Annotated in this window: 13 protein-coding genes and 1 pseudogene; 8 read left to right on the forward strand and 6 right to left on the reverse strand. The window is 69.9% G+C overall.

The annotated features are described in order from the left end of the window. The first annotated feature begins 65 nt into the window (after positions 1 to 65). Entirely contained in the window at positions 66 to 242 is a 177-nt protein-coding gene (locus BR31_RS31965; RefSeq protein WP_027502587.1) for a hypothetical protein, read from the forward strand. Between the two features lie 271 nt (positions 243 to 513). Here BR31_RS31965 and BR31_RS0120390 read toward each other — a convergent pair whose 3' ends face one another. Next, complete coding sequence (locus tag BR31_RS0120390; protein WP_156042559.1) at positions 514 to 1,815, reverse strand: trypsin-like serine peptidase; 1,302 nt, start codon at positions 1,813 to 1,815, stop codon at positions 514 to 516. Between the two features lie 142 nt (positions 1,816 to 1,957). Then, complete coding sequence (locus BR31_RS0120395; RefSeq protein WP_027502589.1) at positions 1,958 to 3,832, reverse strand: penicillin-binding transpeptidase domain-containing protein; 1,875 nt, start codon at positions 3,830 to 3,832, stop codon at positions 1,958 to 1,960. Between the two features lie 205 nt (positions 3,833 to 4,037). Between BR31_RS0120395 and BR31_RS0120400 the strand changes: the two genes are divergently transcribed. The 5 genes and pseudogenes from BR31_RS0120400 to BR31_RS0120415 all read left to right on the forward strand — a co-directional run bounded on the left by BR31_RS0120400 (position 4,038) and on the right by BR31_RS0120415 (position 8,270). Next, positions 4,038 to 4,349 carry a hypothetical protein gene (locus BR31_RS0120400; protein ID WP_027502590.1) on the forward strand — a complete coding sequence of 104 codons (312 nt, stop codon included), beginning with the start codon at positions 4,038 to 4,040 and terminating at the stop codon, positions 4,347 to 4,349. Between the two features lie 136 nt (positions 4,350 to 4,485). Beyond that, a complete protein-coding gene (locus BR31_RS0120405) occupies positions 4,486 to 5,040 on the forward strand; it encodes a hypothetical protein (protein ID WP_027502591.1) in 555 nt (184 codons plus the stop codon). 253 nt (positions 5,041 to 5,293) lie between these two features. Then, positions 5,294 to 5,815 (forward strand): annotated as a pseudogene (locus tag BR31_RS32615) (ATP-binding cassette domain-containing protein); the annotation flags it as partial. Positions 5,816 to 6,034: 219 nt separating this feature from the next. After that, a complete protein-coding gene (locus BR31_RS32620) occupies positions 6,035 to 6,796 on the forward strand; it encodes an ATP-binding cassette domain-containing protein (RefSeq protein WP_442970234.1) in 762 nt (253 codons plus the stop codon). A 61-nt stretch (positions 6,797 to 6,857) separates the two neighbouring features. Next, on the forward strand, positions 6,858 to 8,270 hold the full coding sequence (locus BR31_RS0120415; protein ID WP_027502593.1) for an amidase: 1,413 nt from the start codon (positions 6,858 to 6,860) through the stop codon (positions 8,268 to 8,270). A 21-nt stretch (positions 8,271 to 8,291) separates the two neighbouring features. Here the strand turns inward: BR31_RS0120415 and BR31_RS0120420 are convergent, their stop codons facing one another. Beyond that, a complete protein-coding gene (locus BR31_RS0120420; protein ID WP_231496637.1) occupies positions 8,292 to 9,302 on the reverse strand; it encodes a dimethylarginine dimethylaminohydrolase family protein in 1,011 nt (336 codons plus the stop codon). 75 nt (positions 9,303 to 9,377) lie between these two features. Here BR31_RS0120420 and BR31_RS0120425 point away from each other — a divergent pair, with 75 nt between their 5' ends. Next, positions 9,378 to 10,034 (forward strand): M50 family metallopeptidase, encoded by a 657-nt coding sequence (locus BR31_RS0120425; RefSeq protein WP_027502595.1) that lies wholly within the window; start codon positions 9,378 to 9,380, stop codon positions 10,032 to 10,034. A gap of 114 nt (positions 10,035 to 10,148) precedes the next feature. Here the strand turns inward: BR31_RS0120425 and BR31_RS0120430 are convergent, their stop codons facing one another. Continuing rightward, entirely contained in the window at positions 10,149 to 11,654 is a 1,506-nt protein-coding gene (locus tag BR31_RS0120430) for a flavin-containing monooxygenase (RefSeq protein ID WP_037177525.1), read from the reverse strand. A 119-nt stretch (positions 11,655 to 11,773) separates the two neighbouring features. Between BR31_RS0120430 and BR31_RS0120435 the strand changes: the two genes are divergently transcribed. Further along, complete coding sequence (locus BR31_RS0120435) at positions 11,774 to 12,343, forward strand: TIGR03086 family metal-binding protein (RefSeq protein WP_037177527.1); 570 nt, start codon at positions 11,774 to 11,776, stop codon at positions 12,341 to 12,343. A 6-nt stretch (positions 12,344 to 12,349) separates the two neighbouring features. Here BR31_RS0120435 and BR31_RS0120440 read toward each other — a convergent pair whose 3' ends face one another. Together BR31_RS0120440 and BR31_RS0120445 are read right to left on the reverse strand one after the other, a co-directional pair. Next, complete coding sequence (locus BR31_RS0120440; RefSeq protein ID WP_027502598.1) at positions 12,350 to 14,566, reverse strand: acyl-CoA dehydrogenase family protein; 2,217 nt, start codon at positions 14,564 to 14,566, stop codon at positions 12,350 to 12,352. A 13-nt stretch (positions 14,567 to 14,579) separates the two neighbouring features. After that, positions 14,580 to 15,449 (reverse strand): SDR family oxidoreductase, encoded by an 870-nt coding sequence (locus BR31_RS0120445; RefSeq protein ID WP_027502599.1) that lies wholly within the window; start codon positions 15,447 to 15,449, stop codon positions 14,580 to 14,582. Between the last annotated feature and the right edge of the window lie 4 nt (positions 15,450 to 15,453).

Consider the following 15,453-nt stretch of genomic DNA (forward strand, 5'->3'; position numbering starts at 1 on the left):
CGATGGTTGAGAGCCATGAGGGGTGGCTCGACCGAAGGTTCGTCCCACTCAAAGGTGTGAGCACAATGTCCACCAAGATCACGAAAACCCTCGCCGCGACCGCCATCGCCCTGACCGTCGGAGTCTTCGCGGCCCCCGCCGCCTCCGCGAGCGACACCGTGGCCGCTACGCCCGCCCTTGGCTCGGTTGCCCTGTGCTTCAGTGTGCCGCTCGGGTCCGCCGCACTCGTCTGGTGCATCTGAGCCCGACGACGGTCAGTCCCTGAACACTGCTGCGGACTGACACCACTGCCGAACAACCCAACGGACGGTAGGAATCCGGCCGCGACTCCCCTTCGGGCAAGGCGGTCGGGATCGGCCTGCCGCGCCGATCGGTGTCGTCCCGACGGTCAGATCGAGTGCGGGGCACCGGCGTTCGGGCGCCGATCGTCGGCGACGAGGACACGACCACGTTGAGCAACTGAACACGGACCTCGGGCACGGATCTCGTCCGTGCCCGAGGCCCGTCAACGCGTCAGTTCGGTGCGACCTGAGCCTGGGCGAGGTCGTAGACGGCCTTCTCCTGATCCACGAAGTGGGTGGCCGACATGTAGGGACGGGCGCTGTTCATGTTGGCGAGGACGGTCTCCAAGACCGGGAGGCCACCATCGGCGTTGACGAAGTGGGAGGTGACGGCGACCTGGATGCCGGTACCGGTGGCCGGGTCGTACTGCTCGAACCACGGCCCACCGCTCGCGCCGGGGCTGATGGCCGCCGGCAGCACGTCGAGGTACCTGCTGGCGATGCCCGTTGTCTGCCCGGAACTGACCTTGAGGGTGCGGCCGTCGAAGGAGCGCTGGAGTTCGGACGGCACCCCGTTACGGTTGGCGGCGCCCGTGCGGGTCGGGACGCCGTCGACCATCGGCGGCGCGTACCAGCTCTTGATGTTGTCGGAGGGGTAGCCGAAGCCGGTCAGGACCTTGCCCTGGGGCAGGTTGAAGCCGACCTGCTGACCGCCGGTGACCTGCTGGATCGGCCGGCTGTCGGTGGGGCTGTCGACCAGGAACGCGGCCATGTCGTGCCCGGGGCCTTCGCCGAACTGGCTGGCGTCGGCAGCCCATCCGTTGGTGATCCACGCACGGGTCACCCCCCACACGCCGTAGGGCGCGATGTCGGTGCCAGGCATCGTGGTCCCGCCATCGCTGCCAGGGACGTGGCGGGCAAGAGCAGCGCCGTCGAAGCCCGGGATGAAGACCGCACCGACCGTCTGCGTGGTCTCGATCCCCGTGCCGAAGTCCCAGTTGGAGGAGTCCATCCGCAAGCAGTGGGCAGCGGTGAGCACGACGCTCTGGTTGGCACTGCTGACGACGTTCGCCGAGCAACTGGTCAGCACGTAGTCGGCGCTTCTCGGCTTGGTGCGCTTGAGGAGCAACTTCCCGGCGGTCTTGCGGATCTGGCCTTGGCCCGTGAAGGTGGCGCTGAGGGCGTCGCCTCCTGCCGTCGGCTCAACGATGACGTCGCTGCCCTGGCCGTCGAGCCCGTTGGCGAGGTTGTCATCGTTGAGACCGCCCTGCGCGAGCCGGTCGACGGTCCAATAGTCGACTGCGGCCTTCAACTCCGCGGCGTAGCCGCTACCGGCGGCGACCATGGGCGGCAGCTCGACGGGCGTCGTGGACTGTGCGCCCCCGGACCCGGTGCCGGATGACCCGGTGCTCGCGGACCCGGTGACGCCGAGAAGGGCGTCTGTGGACCCTGCGCTTGCTGGCGCAGAGGTGACGAGCAGCGCCGCCGCGGTGACCGCCGCAACAGCCCAGCTGACGCCTGTCAATTTGCGCATCTTTCCCAACCCCCCGAAACGTGAATGATCTGTGAAGATACGGCACTCGGTGCCATGCGGTCTCGGGAATCGGGTGTCAGGCCAGACTCAGCCGACTTCCGGATTCACCGATGGGCGACCAGCAGAAGGTACTGCCCGAGGGTCACCGCGGGATCTGGGCCTGGATCGGTCGTAGGAACCGTCCGGCCGCGTCCACCGCGGGAGCAGAGCTGTCCGCCCCCGCGACGAACACCGCGAAGGCCACGTCGCCGTCGATGCCGACGAACCAACCGTGCGCGGCAGCATCGCCGACCTCGGCGGTGCCGGTCTTGCCGCGGAGGTCGGCGATGTCCGCGAGCTGGGTGGCGGTGCCCGCCGTGACGGTCTCGCGCATCATGGTCCGCAGCTGCTCTGTGACCTGCGGGGGCGCCGGGGCCGGTGTCGTGTTCGCGACGCCCGGCATCCCCGCGACCAGCGTCGGCGCGGGCGTGGAGCCCTTGGCGATGGAAGCCGCCACGAGCGCCATCCCGAACGGCGTCGCGGTCACCTGCCCCTGCCCGATCGCGGATTCGACGCGCTGCGCCGGGGTGTCCGCGGGCGGCACGCTGCCGGTGACCGTGGTCAGCCCGGGGGTCACGTAGTCCACACCGAGACCGAACTGCAGGGCGGCGTGGGGCAGTGCGGTCGGCGGCAACGCGACCGCGAGCGCACCCATGGTGGTGTTGCAGGAACGGGCGAACGCGGTGTGCAGCGGCACCGAACCGAGGTCGAAGTTGTCGTCGTTCGGGATGGTGCGCCCCTCGATGTTCGCGCTGCCCGGGCACGGCAGCACGGTGTCGGGGGTGACCGAACCCGATTGCAGCGCTGCGGAAGTGGTGACCGTCTTGAAGGTGGACCCCGGCGGGTACAGACCGGTCAGCGCGATCGGCCCCTGCGCGGTGGCAGCCGGGTTCTGCGCCACCGCGAGCACCTCGCCGGTGGACGGCCGTAGTGCCACGATCGCGGCCTGCTGCGGAAGGTCGGCGATGGCGGCCTGGGCGGCGGTCTGGATCGCGGGGTCGAGGGTTGTCGCGATGTCGGGCTGGGGCGTGCCGTCCGCACCGGCCAGTCGCTCGGCGGATCCGTTGGCGCTCACCAGCTGTACGGCCCAGCCCGCGGAGGCGTCCTGGCCCTGCTGCCACAGCTCGCGGAGTCCGTCGAGGGTCGGCGAGGTCATGGCCTTGTCCGCGGTGAGCAACCGGGTCTGCTTCACCAGCTGCACGCCGGGGATCGCGGCGAGCCGATCGGCGATCGGCTGGAAGTCCGCGTCCCGCAGCGTGATCGCGGTGACGGTCTTGCCCTGGGCTCCGGCCAGATCCGCCTGCAGCGAGGCCGCGGTGACCGTGGGCGCCACCGGGCCGACCAGCTGCGCGACCGCGGCAGCGGTGCCGGCCGGGTCCGCGATCGCCGCGGGGTCGAGATTGACCAGGGTGACGGTCTGCTCGCTCATCAGCGGGCGGCCTGCGGCGTCGAGCACCTGTGGGGAGCCACCGGCCAGGGTGGTGTAGCGCAGCGTGGTGTCCGCCGTCAGCCCCGGCGCCAGCAGCTGCGGGTCCCACGGGATCTTGCCGCCGTCGGCGACGGCCTTGCCGCCGCCGGTCGTGGTGTAGCTCCAGGTCTGTGCCGAGTCGGTCTCGGCGGTCGGGGTGGCGCTCGTCGTCCCGGACGTCGGCGTCGTGGTGGACTCCGCCTCGGGTTCGGGTTCGGGTTCGGCGCCGAGGGTCCAGTCCGCGTCGAGGGTGAAGGTGCCCGCGTCGCTGTCGGTGCCCGCGACCACGAAGGTCGCATCCCTGGCGGCCAGGCCGTCGAACATCTGGCTGATCGCGGCCTTCGCGGCCGCCGGGTCGCTGGTGAGGTCAGCGGCCGCCTGCGCGTTCCGCTGGGTGAGCGCGTCGGCGAACTGCTGGGCCGCGATCTCCGTTTCCGACTCCGACTGCCCGATGGTGCATCCGCCCAGCACCAGTGCCGACACCGCGATCCCCGCCACACTCAGCTTCATCCGCATGGCCTCGAGGTTAGGCGGCTCCGGCGTCGGCGCGCAGTTCTCGCACCTCACGCCGTCGAAACGTGCCGATCCTGGGGTGGCGGGACTCCACTCCCCGGGTGGCTACGCCGCACCCTTGGGTTGCTTCTGAGCTGGGGCCGGGCTGGGCAGAGTTGTACCCGTCACCGAGACACCTCACCACCACCCCAGGAGATACTGAATGTTCAACGCCCGTCGCACCTTTGCCGCCGTCGCCATCACCACCCTTCCGATCCTCGGCGCTTTCGGGGCGGCGTCCGTCGCCAATGCCGAGCCCAACACCCCCATCGGCCCGAACGGCCCGACGGGGCCCTGCCCGATCGTGAACACCGACGACCAGGGCAATGAAACGGTGATCAACAAGAAGCCGGGTGACGTCAGCCACGGCCTGGTGTGCGGCGCGGACGGCGAATGGCACATGCCCGCGAAGGCGGGCGGTGCCGCCGGTGGCCCCGGGAAGATCCAGACCCAGCCGGGCCTGTCGCAGGGCTAGGAGATCGTTCGGCCCTGTCCCGATCCGACGATGACCCCGCATCGATACCGATGCGGGGTCGTTGTCTGTGGCGCAATTCTTGAAAGGGGCGTATGACTGTAATCAAGTAATCATCGCAACCTTAGAGGTGAGTTCGATGGGATACACAGGACACGGTGGCCGCAGGTTCGGGCGGCCCGGCGGCTGGCAGCAGGCGGACATCCCCGACGCGAGCGACGCGAGCGAGTGGTTCGCCGGACGACTACCCGAGGACTGGTTCACCGGTCCGGCCACGGTGGTGGTCGACCGCGAGGAGATCGTCGTCACCGGCGAGCTGCCCGCACCGGAGGAGACCTCTCAGGCCGCCGTCGACGGCCGGATCTCCCGGTTCCGGGAGACCACAAGGGCTGACCGCATGCGGATCGCCGACGAGGCCGAGGCCCGCTACGGGCGCAAGGTCGCGTGGGGCGTCACCATTGGCGAGCGGCACGTGCTGTTCACCCATCTGGCGGTGCCGGTGATGACCCGCCTGCGCCAGCCCGAGCGGCGGGTGCTCGACACCCTTGTCGACGCCGGGGTGGCCCGATCCAGGGCCGACGCGCTGACCTGGGCGGTCAAGCTCGCGGGCGAGCACAGCGAACAGTGGCTCGCCGAGCTGCGCGAGGCCATGGGCCGGGTCGACGAACTGCGGTCCGAGGGACCGAACATCTGAGGCGCCGCTCATAATTCCCTTGTCGAACCGCCGGGCTCGTCCTATCGTGGTGGACGTCTTGTCGTCGACGATCGGAGAAGGGCCCTTGCTCATTCAGAGGTAGTGAACGCATCGCGTCGCGTGCTCGTGCACGCCGTCGCACGGCAACCCACCTCTAGGAGCACCCATGGCCCAGCCCTATCTCGCACTTTCCGATCTCACCTTCAGTTGGCCCGACGGCGACCCCGTCTTCGATGGCCTCGACGCCGTGTTCGGCAGCGGCACAACCGGACTCGTCGGCCTGAACGGCGCGGGCAAATCCACGCTGCTCCGGCTGATCGCCGGTGAGCTGACCCCCGACCGCGGTTCGGTGACCGTGCACGGGTCGCTGGCGTACCTACGCCAGGACCTCGCCCTCGACCCGGACCGACGGGTGGATGCCATTCTGGGCATCGAGGCTGCGCGAAAGGCGCTGCACCGCATCGAATCCGGCGTGGGAACGGACGAGGACTTCGCCGTCGCCGCCGGACACTGGGACATCGAGGAACGCGCCGTCGCCACCCTCGACCGGTTGGGGCTCGCGCACATCGCCCCCTCGACGGACGCGCTCGGCCGGACCGTCGGCACGCTGTCCGGCGGGGAGACGATGCTGCTCGGCCTCACCGCCGCGCTGCTCGGCGACCCGCAGGTGCTGCTACTGGACGAGCCGACCAACAACCTCGACCCGGCCGCGAAGGCCCGGTTGTACGCGGCGGTCGGACAGTTCCCCGGCACCGCGATCGTGGTCAGCCACGACCGCGAGCTGCTCGAGCGGATGGGCTCCATCGCCGAGCTGCGCCGCGGGGAGGTGCGGATGTTCGGCGGCAACTTCAGTGCCTACCGAGCCACCATCGACGCCGAGCAGGAGGCGGCCCGCGCGGCGGTCCGCGACGCCCGCAGCGACGTGCGCAAGCAGGGCCGCGAGCTCGTCGAGGCGCAGACGAAGATCGCGCGCAGGGTGCGGTACGGAAAAAAGATGGAGGGCAGCGTCCCACGAATTCTGGCCGGCGAGCGCAAGCGTCAGGCCCAGGTGTCGGCGGGCAAACTCCGCGGCAGCCACATCGACAAGCTGGAGGAGGCCAGACAGACCCTCACCGAGGTCGAGGATCTGATCCGCGACGACCGCGAGATCCGAATCGACCTGCCGGAGACCGCCGTCCACCCGGGCCAGCAGGTCATCGAACTCGAGGACGTCACCCTGGCCTGCGGGCCGACGGTGTCGCTGACCGTGTCCGGGCCGGAGCGCATCGCGCTGATCGGACGCAACGGGATCGGCAAGACCACGCTGCTACGCGCGATCGCCGATGCGGGCCCACGGGTGCCGTGGCGGTCGCTTCCGCAGCGGCTCGACATCTTCGACGGCGACCGCACGGTGGCGCAGAACGTCGCCGACGCCGCACCGCACGCCACGCAGGAGCAGATCCGGGCACGGCTGGCCCGGTTCCTGTTTCGCGGCGATGCGGCCGACACGCAGGCATCGGCCCTGTCGGGCGGGGAACGGCTGCGCGCCGCGTTGGCGATGATCCTGCTGGCCGAGCCCTCGCCGCGGCTGCTGATGCTCGACGAGCCGACCAACAACCTGGACCTGCCCAGCCTCGCGCACCTCACCTCGGCGCTGGCCGAGTTCCGCGGCGCGCTCGTGGTCGCCAGTCACGACCTGCCCTTCCTCAGGGAGATCGCGGCGACCCGGTGGCTCGAACTCACCGAGGACGGTCTGCGGGAGGTGGATCCGCGTTAATCTCGGAGTCGGCCGACCACACCGCCGGTCGGCCGAGCAGGCAACCCGATCCGAGGACCCGATGACCGACGACGCACGCATCCACGCCTTCCGCGACGACGCCCTCGGCGACCTCGACGCCACCGGCATCGCCGAGCTGATCGCCTCCGGGCAGCTGTCCTCCCACGAGGCGGTGCTGGCGTCGGTCGAACGCGCCGAGTCCGTCAGGGACTCCCTCAATGCGATCGCCTTTCCTGACTTCGATCGCGCCCTGACCAGGTCCGCCCATCCGCACAGTGGTGTCTTCGCGGGCGTCCCGACGATCATCAAGGACAACGTCGACCTCGCGGGCCTGCCGACGAATCACGGCAGTGCAGCGTTCGTGGCGCGACCCGCCCGCGCGGACAGCGACTTCGCCAGGCAGTTCCTGTCCACCGGCGCGGTCCCGATCGGTAAGAGCAGGCTGCCGGAGTTCGGATTCAGCGCCTCCAACGAGTACGCGACGGCCGAGCCCGTGCACAACCCGTGGAATCCGGCGTACTCCTCCGGAGCGTCCTCCGGCGGATCCGCGGCCTTGGTCGCGTCCGGGGTACTCCCGTTCGCGCACGCCAACGACGGCGGCGGGTCGATCCGGATCCCCGCGGCCGCGTGCGGACTCGTCGGCCTGAAGCCGACGAGGGGGCGCACGGTCGCGGACCCGGCGGACCGGGCGATGCCGATCCGGATCGTCGCCCAGGGCGTGCTGACGCGGTCCGTCCGGGACACCGCTCGGTTCTATTCCGCTGCCGAAACCTATTACCGCAACCCGAAACTCCCGCCAATCCGGCTCGTCGAGGGCCCGGGGCGCACCCGGCTGCGGATCGGCGTGATCATCGATTCGATCACCGGGATCCCCACCGATGACGAGACCCGCGCCTCCGTCACCGCGACCGCGGACCTGCTCGACGAGCTGGGCCACCATGTCGAGGAGGCGCCGCTGCCGGTCGATCGGTCGTTCGTCGAGGACTTCTCGAACTACTGGGGGTTCCTGTCGTTCGCGATATGCGCGGGCGGAAAGCGGATGCTCGGCCCCGACTTCGACCGGTCCAAGACCGACAACCTCACCCGCGGACTGGATGCGATGTACCGCAAGAACATCGCGAAGACGCCGCAGGTGCTGTACCGGCTGCGACGCACCCATCGGCAGTACGCGCAGGTGTTCCAGAAGTACGACGTGCTGCTCTCGCCCGTCCTCGCGCACACTACTCCGAGGCTCGGATACCTTTCTCCGGCACAGAGTTTCGAGGAGCTGTTCACCAGGCTGGTGAACTACACCGCATTCACCCCGCTGAACAACGCATCCGGCGGTCCCGCCATCTCACTGCCGCTGCACGAGACCGCGGCCGGGCTTCCGCTGGCCTCGCACTTCTCAGCCGACCACGGTGACGAACGCACCCTGCTCGAGCTCGCGTTCGAGCTGGAGGAGGCCCGTCCCTGGCGGCGGATCCAGGACTGAGACCGACCGACGCGTCGGAGTTCACTCCCGCCGCAGCGGCTGCGTGGTACACCGGAACGCCCCGCCGAAGCTGCGGGTGACCGCGAAGTCCACGTACTCGACCGTGACGCCGTGCTCGGCGATCCGGTCACCGATGTGACGGAAGACCGGATCGGTGACGTAGACCTCCGGGCTGATCGGCAGGCCGTTGGTGCCGAGGTCGATGCCGTCGCTCTCGCTGATCTCGATCCGATCCCAGTCACGTAGCGCGGCGGGCAGGCCGTCGACGAGGGCGTCCGGGCACGCCACCAACAGCCCCTCCCTGATCAGGCCGAGGGCACAGTCGAGGTGCAGGAAGTTCGGCGCGAGGCGGACGGTCTCCACGGTGTAGCCCAGCGGCGTCAGCACCTTCTCCAGCCAGCGGATCCCCAGGTCGTTGGATGCGAGCCCGGAGTTGCCGACGAAGACGTGCTTGCCGTACACGAGCACGTCCCCACCCTCGAGGAAGGGCCCGGCGCCCAGGTCGCCCGGCACCCCGTCCGGAACCGCGGGCTGCGGCAGGGCGAGGTAGGAACAGCGCCCATCGAGCGCCCTGGTGGTGAGGATCTCGCGGCTGGGCAGCACCTCGAGGCGCCGGTGCGGCAGCCGCAGGCTCCCCTCGACGACGATGTCGCCGATGGTGAACCAGGGGTCGCGGACGAAGAAATTCGCGTAGCCGTTCGAGCCGCCTGCCGCCTTCTCCGCGTCGGTCAGCATCCGCGGCCTCAGGACCTCGACTCCGTAGCGTTCGAACACCGAACACAGGTTCTCTCGTTCGGACTCCCATTTCCGTTGGCGGTCGGGGAAGACGTCGGCGTGATCGCGGCCGAGCATGCTCTCGAGGAGGGGCCGCGCCTCGGATCCGAGGAACGACACCTCGCTGTCCGACACCTCGTCGGGAGGGCGGAGCTGCGACTGGGCGACGGCGACCGTCCGCAGCGGCGCGAACTCACTGCGCACCATGACCCGGCCCGGGTCGGGCATTGCTTCGGTCGAATCCGTGACTGCTTCCATCGAGCGCCTCCACCCTCGGACGTCGCGACCCGGTACTGATGCTAGTTCGCCACGGCGGCCTGGCACGCTGGTCGGGTGAACTCGTACTGGGCGCAGTGGTCGGCCTACCTCCCCATCGCCATCGCCGCCGCGCTGGTCCTGCTCGGACCGCTGTGGTCGTTGACCCGGCACGCGGTGACGCTCGTGCACGAGGCCGGGCACGCGATAGCCGCGGTCGCGACGGGCCGTCGGCTCACCGGGATCCGGCTGCACTCGGACACCTCCGGCCTGACGCTCTCGCGCGGTAAGCCCCGCGGCCCCGGCATGGTGCTCACCGCGGCGGCCGGCTTCCTGGCGCCCTCGCTGCTCGGCCTGGCCGGTGCGCTCCTGATCGCGGCCGGCCAGCTCCCGGTGCTGCTGTGGGGCGCGGTCGCGCTGATCGTCGCGATGGTGCCGTTCATCCGCAACGTCTTCGGGCTGCTGGTGCTCGTGGTCTGTGGCTCGGCGATCGGCGTCGTCGCCTACTACGGATCCCCCACGCTGCAGCTGCATTTCGCGTACACCGCGATCTGGCTGCTGCTGTTCGGCAACCTGCACACGATCGTCGAGGCCGCCCGCACCCGCTCCGGCCGTTCGGATCTCGACCAGCTGCGGTCGCTGAGCCACCTGCCGCGGCTGCTGTGGGTGATCCTGCTGGTGGCCGTCGCGGTCGGGACCGGGGTGCTGGCGTGGCGGGCGCAGTATCTCGGGTAGCCCCGCCGGGACCATCTGGCCCGCCCCCGCACACCTTTTGACGCGAACGCACCCGCGTTGCACGCCGAAAAGGGGTGCGAACTCGCCAAAGAGGCTGTGCCGCCTACTCCGCCCTCACTCCGCCGCCGCGTATGGCCGCATCGTGTAGTCGTCCAGCGGGAAGCTCTTGGCCTCCCGGAACGCGTTGACCGTCGAGGTCGGCCGCAGGATCGCCGCCTCTCCGTGCTGGTTGAAGTAGTAGCTGCGCGCGGTCTGGCAGCTGCCCCCGTAGAACACCGAGTCGTCCAGCTTCTCGGTCATCCGATCCAGGAAGCCGGCGTTCGCCGCCTCGGTCACCTCGAAGACGTCGGCGCCGCGCCGCCGCAGCTCCCCGAACAGCCGCTTCATGTGCGCCATTTGCGACTCGATGGTGGTGAAGTACGACAACCCGCTGTACGAGTACGGGCTCGCCAGGGTCAGGAAGTTCGGGAAGTTCGGCACCGCCACACCCTCGTACGCCTGGAACCGGTTGTCGCGCCACCACTTTCCGAGGTTGCGGCCCTCGCGCCCGATCACCTCGATGGCCGGGAAGTTCACGTCCCACAGGTTGAAGCCGGTCGCAAGGACCAGCGTGTCGATCTCGGTCTTGCGTCCGTCCGCGGTGACGATGCCGTCGGGCTCGATGCGCTCGATCGAGTCCGTCTCGAGGTGCACGTGCGGTTTGGTGAAGGTGCTGTAGTAGCTGTTGGAGAAGGTCGGCCGCTTGCAGCCGAAGTCGTAGTCCGGGGTCAGCTGACGACGCAGCTTCGGGTCACGGACCTTCGCGCGCAAGAAGATCCGCGACAGGGCGGCGGCCCCCTTGTTCAGCAGCTTGGTCTGCCGGTAGTGCAGCACGGCGCTCACCATCACGGCCTCGAGGATTCCCGAGCTGACCCCGCGGGCCGCGCGCTGGACGGCGGGCACCCGGGCGAACAGCCGCTGCACCGGGCCGGGGATGGGGGTGTCCACCTTCGGCAGCACCCAGATCGGGGTCCGCTGGTATACCGTCAGGGCCGCGGCCTTGCGGGCCACCTCGGGGATCAGCTGGACCGCGGTCGCCCCGGTGCCGATGATCGCCGTGCGCGTACCCCTCAGGTCGTAGGTGTCGTCCCACGCCGTCGTGTGGATCACCTTGCCCTCGAACGAATCGATGCCGGGGATGTCGGGCTTGTGCGGCTGCGACAGGAACCCGGTCGCGGTGAGCAGGTACTTCGCGGTGGCGGGCGCCTCGCCCTGGATCGAGATCTCCCACCGCTGGGCGTCCTCGTCCCAGCGGGCACCCTCGACGACCGCACCGAAACGCATGTGGCGGCGCAGGTCGTACTTGTCCGCGACGTGATCGGCGTACCGCTTGAGCTCGGCGCCGGGGGCGAACAGTCGCGACCAGTACGGGTTCGGCTCGAAGGAGTAGGAGTACGTCACGGAGGCGATGTCGACGGCGAGACCCGGGTACCGGTTGACGTGCCAGGTGCCGCCGAGGTCGTCCTCGCGTTCGAGGATCGCGAGGTTGGTCAGGCCGAGCCGCTTGAGCTGGATCGCGGCCCCCATCCCGCCGAATCCTGCGCCGACGATCACCGCGTCGTACTGCACGTTCTGGTCCACAGGTCCAACCCTTCGCCGATGTGCGTTACATGCAGTATCACGCACTTTCCGTCGCGGCGACAGCCCCCTTTCGGCCGGACACGGGTTCCGAAACCGTTCTGGCGGTGGTATGCAGAACCATGACCGCGACGATCGACGACCTCGCCCTGGCACTCGACGCGACGGGCACGCTGGTGGCAGGCATCGCCGACGACCAGTGGTCCGCACCCACACCCTGTACCGGATGGTCCGTCCGCGACGTCGTCAACCACGTGACCGCAGGCAACCACCTGTACGCCTCGTCCCTGCGGAGGCACCCGCTGCCGGCCACCATCGTCGGCGCGCCGCCCGACCTGCTCGGCCCCGACCCCGCGGGCTCCTTCCGCGCCTCGGCCGACGCGCTGGTGCAGGCCTTCGCCCTGCCGGGCGCGCTGGACCAGCAGATCACCCTGCCGATAGGTCCGGTTCCTGCCATCCAGGCCCTGAACATGCGCGTCACCGAGATGCTCGCGCACGGATGGGATCTCGCCCGCGCGTCGGGGCAGACACCGCACTACCCCGACGCGGTGGTCGAGCACCAGATCGCCTTCAGCCGAGCGCTGCTGCCGAACCTCCCGGCCGGACGTACCCCGTTCGCCCCGTCCCGGCCGGTGCCCGAGGACGCTCCGCCCCTCGACCGACTCGCCGCGCTCCTCGGCCGGACCCCCTGATCCGGGTCAGTCCCTCGGCAACCCCAGCATCCGCTCACCGATCACGTTCAGCTGCACCTCGGTGGTGCCGCCGTAGATGGTGGTCGCGCGACCGGCGATGAGCTGCTCCATCGCCTTGTCGCTCGGCTCCCCCGGCACAGCGACCGTGCCCGCGGCCCCCAGTTCGGCGACCACGAACTCCGAGATCGCCTGTCCGAGGCCCATGCCCAGTAGTTTCCCGACCGACGAGGTGGTGCTCACGTCGGCGCCGGAGAGCTGCCCGAGGACCACCCGCGAGCCGATCAGATCAATGGCCTGACTCTCGGCGATCAGCTCCCCGAAGTGGTACCTCCCGACCGGGCCCAGCTCCCGACCCCGCACGAACTGCATCAGGTCGGAATCGCTCGCGTAGGCCTCCATCTTCTGGCTCAGCGCCACCCGCTCGCCTGCGAGGGTGGTCCTGGCGACGTGCCAGCCGTCGTTCACCTCGCCGATCACGTTCGCGTCCGGGATGAAGACCTCGTCCAGGAACACCTCGTTGAACAGTGCCGAACCCGTCATCTCCCGCAGGGGCCGCACCGTAACCCCCGGCGTCGCCATGTCCAGCACGAAGTAGGTGATGCCCTCGTGCTTGGGCCTGCTCGGGTCGGTCCTGGCGATGAGCATCGCCCAGTCCGCGAACTGCGCCACGGTGGTCCAGATCTTCTGGCCGGTGACCTTCCACCCACCCTCGACCTTCTCGGCCCTGGTGGACAGCGACGCCAGATCCGAACCGGCGCCCGGCTCCGAGAACAGCTGGCACCACACCAGGTCGCCGCGCAGCGTCGGGACCGCCAGATCCCGCTTCTGTTGCTCGGTTCCGTGTCCGACCACCGCCGAGACCGCCCAGCCGCCCATCAACAGCTGCGGCATCGCGATTCCGGCGGCCTTGACCTCCTGCGAGATGACGATCTGCTCCAGCGGTCCCGCCCCGCGGCCGTACGGCCTCGGCAGGTGCGGCTGCACCCAGCCGCTGTCGCCGAGCGCGATCAGTTGGTCGTCCTCGTCCTCAATGGCCGCGATCGGCGCGAGCTCGGCCCGTACCGCGGCCCTGATGGCATCGGCCTCAGCAGGCAGTTCGAGCACCGACGCCCGGGACACCCCGGCAAGAGCCTGCTCCGCCACCCGGTTCGCCCGCTGCTCGCGGGTGCCGAGCACGCCCCGGAGCGCCAGCGCGCGCCGGTAGTACAGGTGCGCGTCGTGCTCCCAGGTGAACCCGATGCCGCCGTGCACCTGGATGCAGTCCTGCGCCACCTGTACGGCGGAGTCCGCCACGATCACCGCCGCGACATCGGCCGCGAAGTCCGCGGTGTCATCACCCTTGTCGAGCGCCGACGCCGCGTCCCACACCACCGCGCGGGCCTTCTCCAAGGCGATGCCCATGTGCGCGCACTTGTGCTTGACACCCTGGAACTGGCCGATCGGCCTGCCGAATTGCACCCGGGTCTTGGCGTACTCGGCCGCCGTCGACACACACCAGGACATGATCCCGACGGCCTCCGCCCCCAGCACCACCGCGGCGATCGCCCGCACCCGCTGCTCGCCCAGCCCGTCGAGCACCCGCTCGGCCGCGACCAGCACGCCGTCCGCCTCGACCCGCGCCGACCCCCGGAGCACGTCGATGCTGTCCTGTCCGGTCACGGTCAGCTCCGCAGAATCGACCACCACCCAACGAATCTCGTCCCCCACCTCGGCGGGGAGGAGGAGCACGTCGGCGTGCTGCCCGCCGAGCACCGCATCGGTGCTACCGGTCAGCCGGTAGCCGCCCCGCTCCGGTTCCGCGTGCTCGCGTTCCACGTGAAACGGCGCGCCGAGCGCGAGGGCAGCGGTCCGGGAGCCGTCGAGCATGCCGGGCAGCACCTCGATGCCGACCTTCGAATCCGCGGCCGCGAGCACCGCACAGGAAAGCACGGTGGGCACGAATGGCCCCGGGGAAATGTTGCGGCCCAACGCCTCCAAGGCCACCGCCAGGGTGAGCAGGCCGCCGCCCTGGCCGCCGTGCGCCTCCGGCACATGCAGCCCCAACAGGTCCTGGTCGACCAGCGCCTGCCAGAACTCCGGGAACTTGGCCTCGGACTTCGCCTCGACCGCGGCGCGGACCTGTCCGGCGGTGATGGTCCGCTCGGCGAAGGCGCTCACCGAATCGGCCAGCGCCGCGTGCTCCTCACTCAGCCCGAGGCCGAGCTCATAACTGTTGCGCGCCATGATGTTCCTGCCCTCAGCCGAGCCGGTTCGCGAGATCGGCGATGGTCCACGGGCCCTCGGACTCGATGGTGTTCACGTCGTGCCAGCCACCCAGCTCGGTGATGCCGCCACCCTGGACCGCGTAGACCTTGCCCGTGATCTTGCACTCGGCCGAGGCGAGTCGGGCCACCAGCGGGGAGATGTTCGCCGGGGCGAACGCGTCGAACTCACCCTCAGGGACCTCGGCCGCGAACAGCGCGCCCATGCCCGGGGTCGCCAGGGTCAGCCGGGTGCGCGCGATCGGGGCGATCGCGTTGACCCGCACGCCGTAACGCTCGAGCTCGTCCGCGGCGACCAGCGTCAGCGCGGCGATGCCTGCCTTGGCCGCGCCGTAGTTGCCCTGTCCGGCGTTCGGCATGAAAGTGCCTGACGCGGACGAGGTGTTGACGACGGAGGCGTTGACGGTCTCGCCCGCCTTGGTCCGCGCCTTCCAGTACGCGGCGGCGTGGTGCAGGGGGGCTGCGTGACCCTTGAGGTGCACGGCGATGACCGCGTCCCACTGGCCCTCCTCCATGCCTGCGATGAATGCGTCGCGCAGGATGCCCGCATTGTTGACCAGCACGTCGAGGCCGCCGAACTCCTCCACGGCCTGATCGACCAGCGCCTTGGCGCCCTCCCAGCTCGCGACGTTGTCGGTGTTCGCGACGGCCCTACCGCCCGCCGAGACGATCTCGTCGACGACCTGCTGCGCCGGTCCGGCATCGGAGCCGGAGCCGTCGTTGGCGCCACCGAGATCGTTCACCACGACGCTGGCGCCCTCGGCAGCGAAGAGCAAGGCGTGCTCCCGCCCGATGCCGCGGCCCGCGCCGGTGACGATCGCCACCCGTCCGTCCAGGCTTCTGATCGAA

Origin of the sequence: Rhodococcus sp. UNC363MFTsu5.1 (genome assembly GCF_000686785.1) — a bacterium.
Lineage (GTDB): Bacteria > Actinomycetota > Actinomycetes > Mycobacteriales > Mycobacteriaceae > Rhodococcus_G > Rhodococcus_G maanshanensis.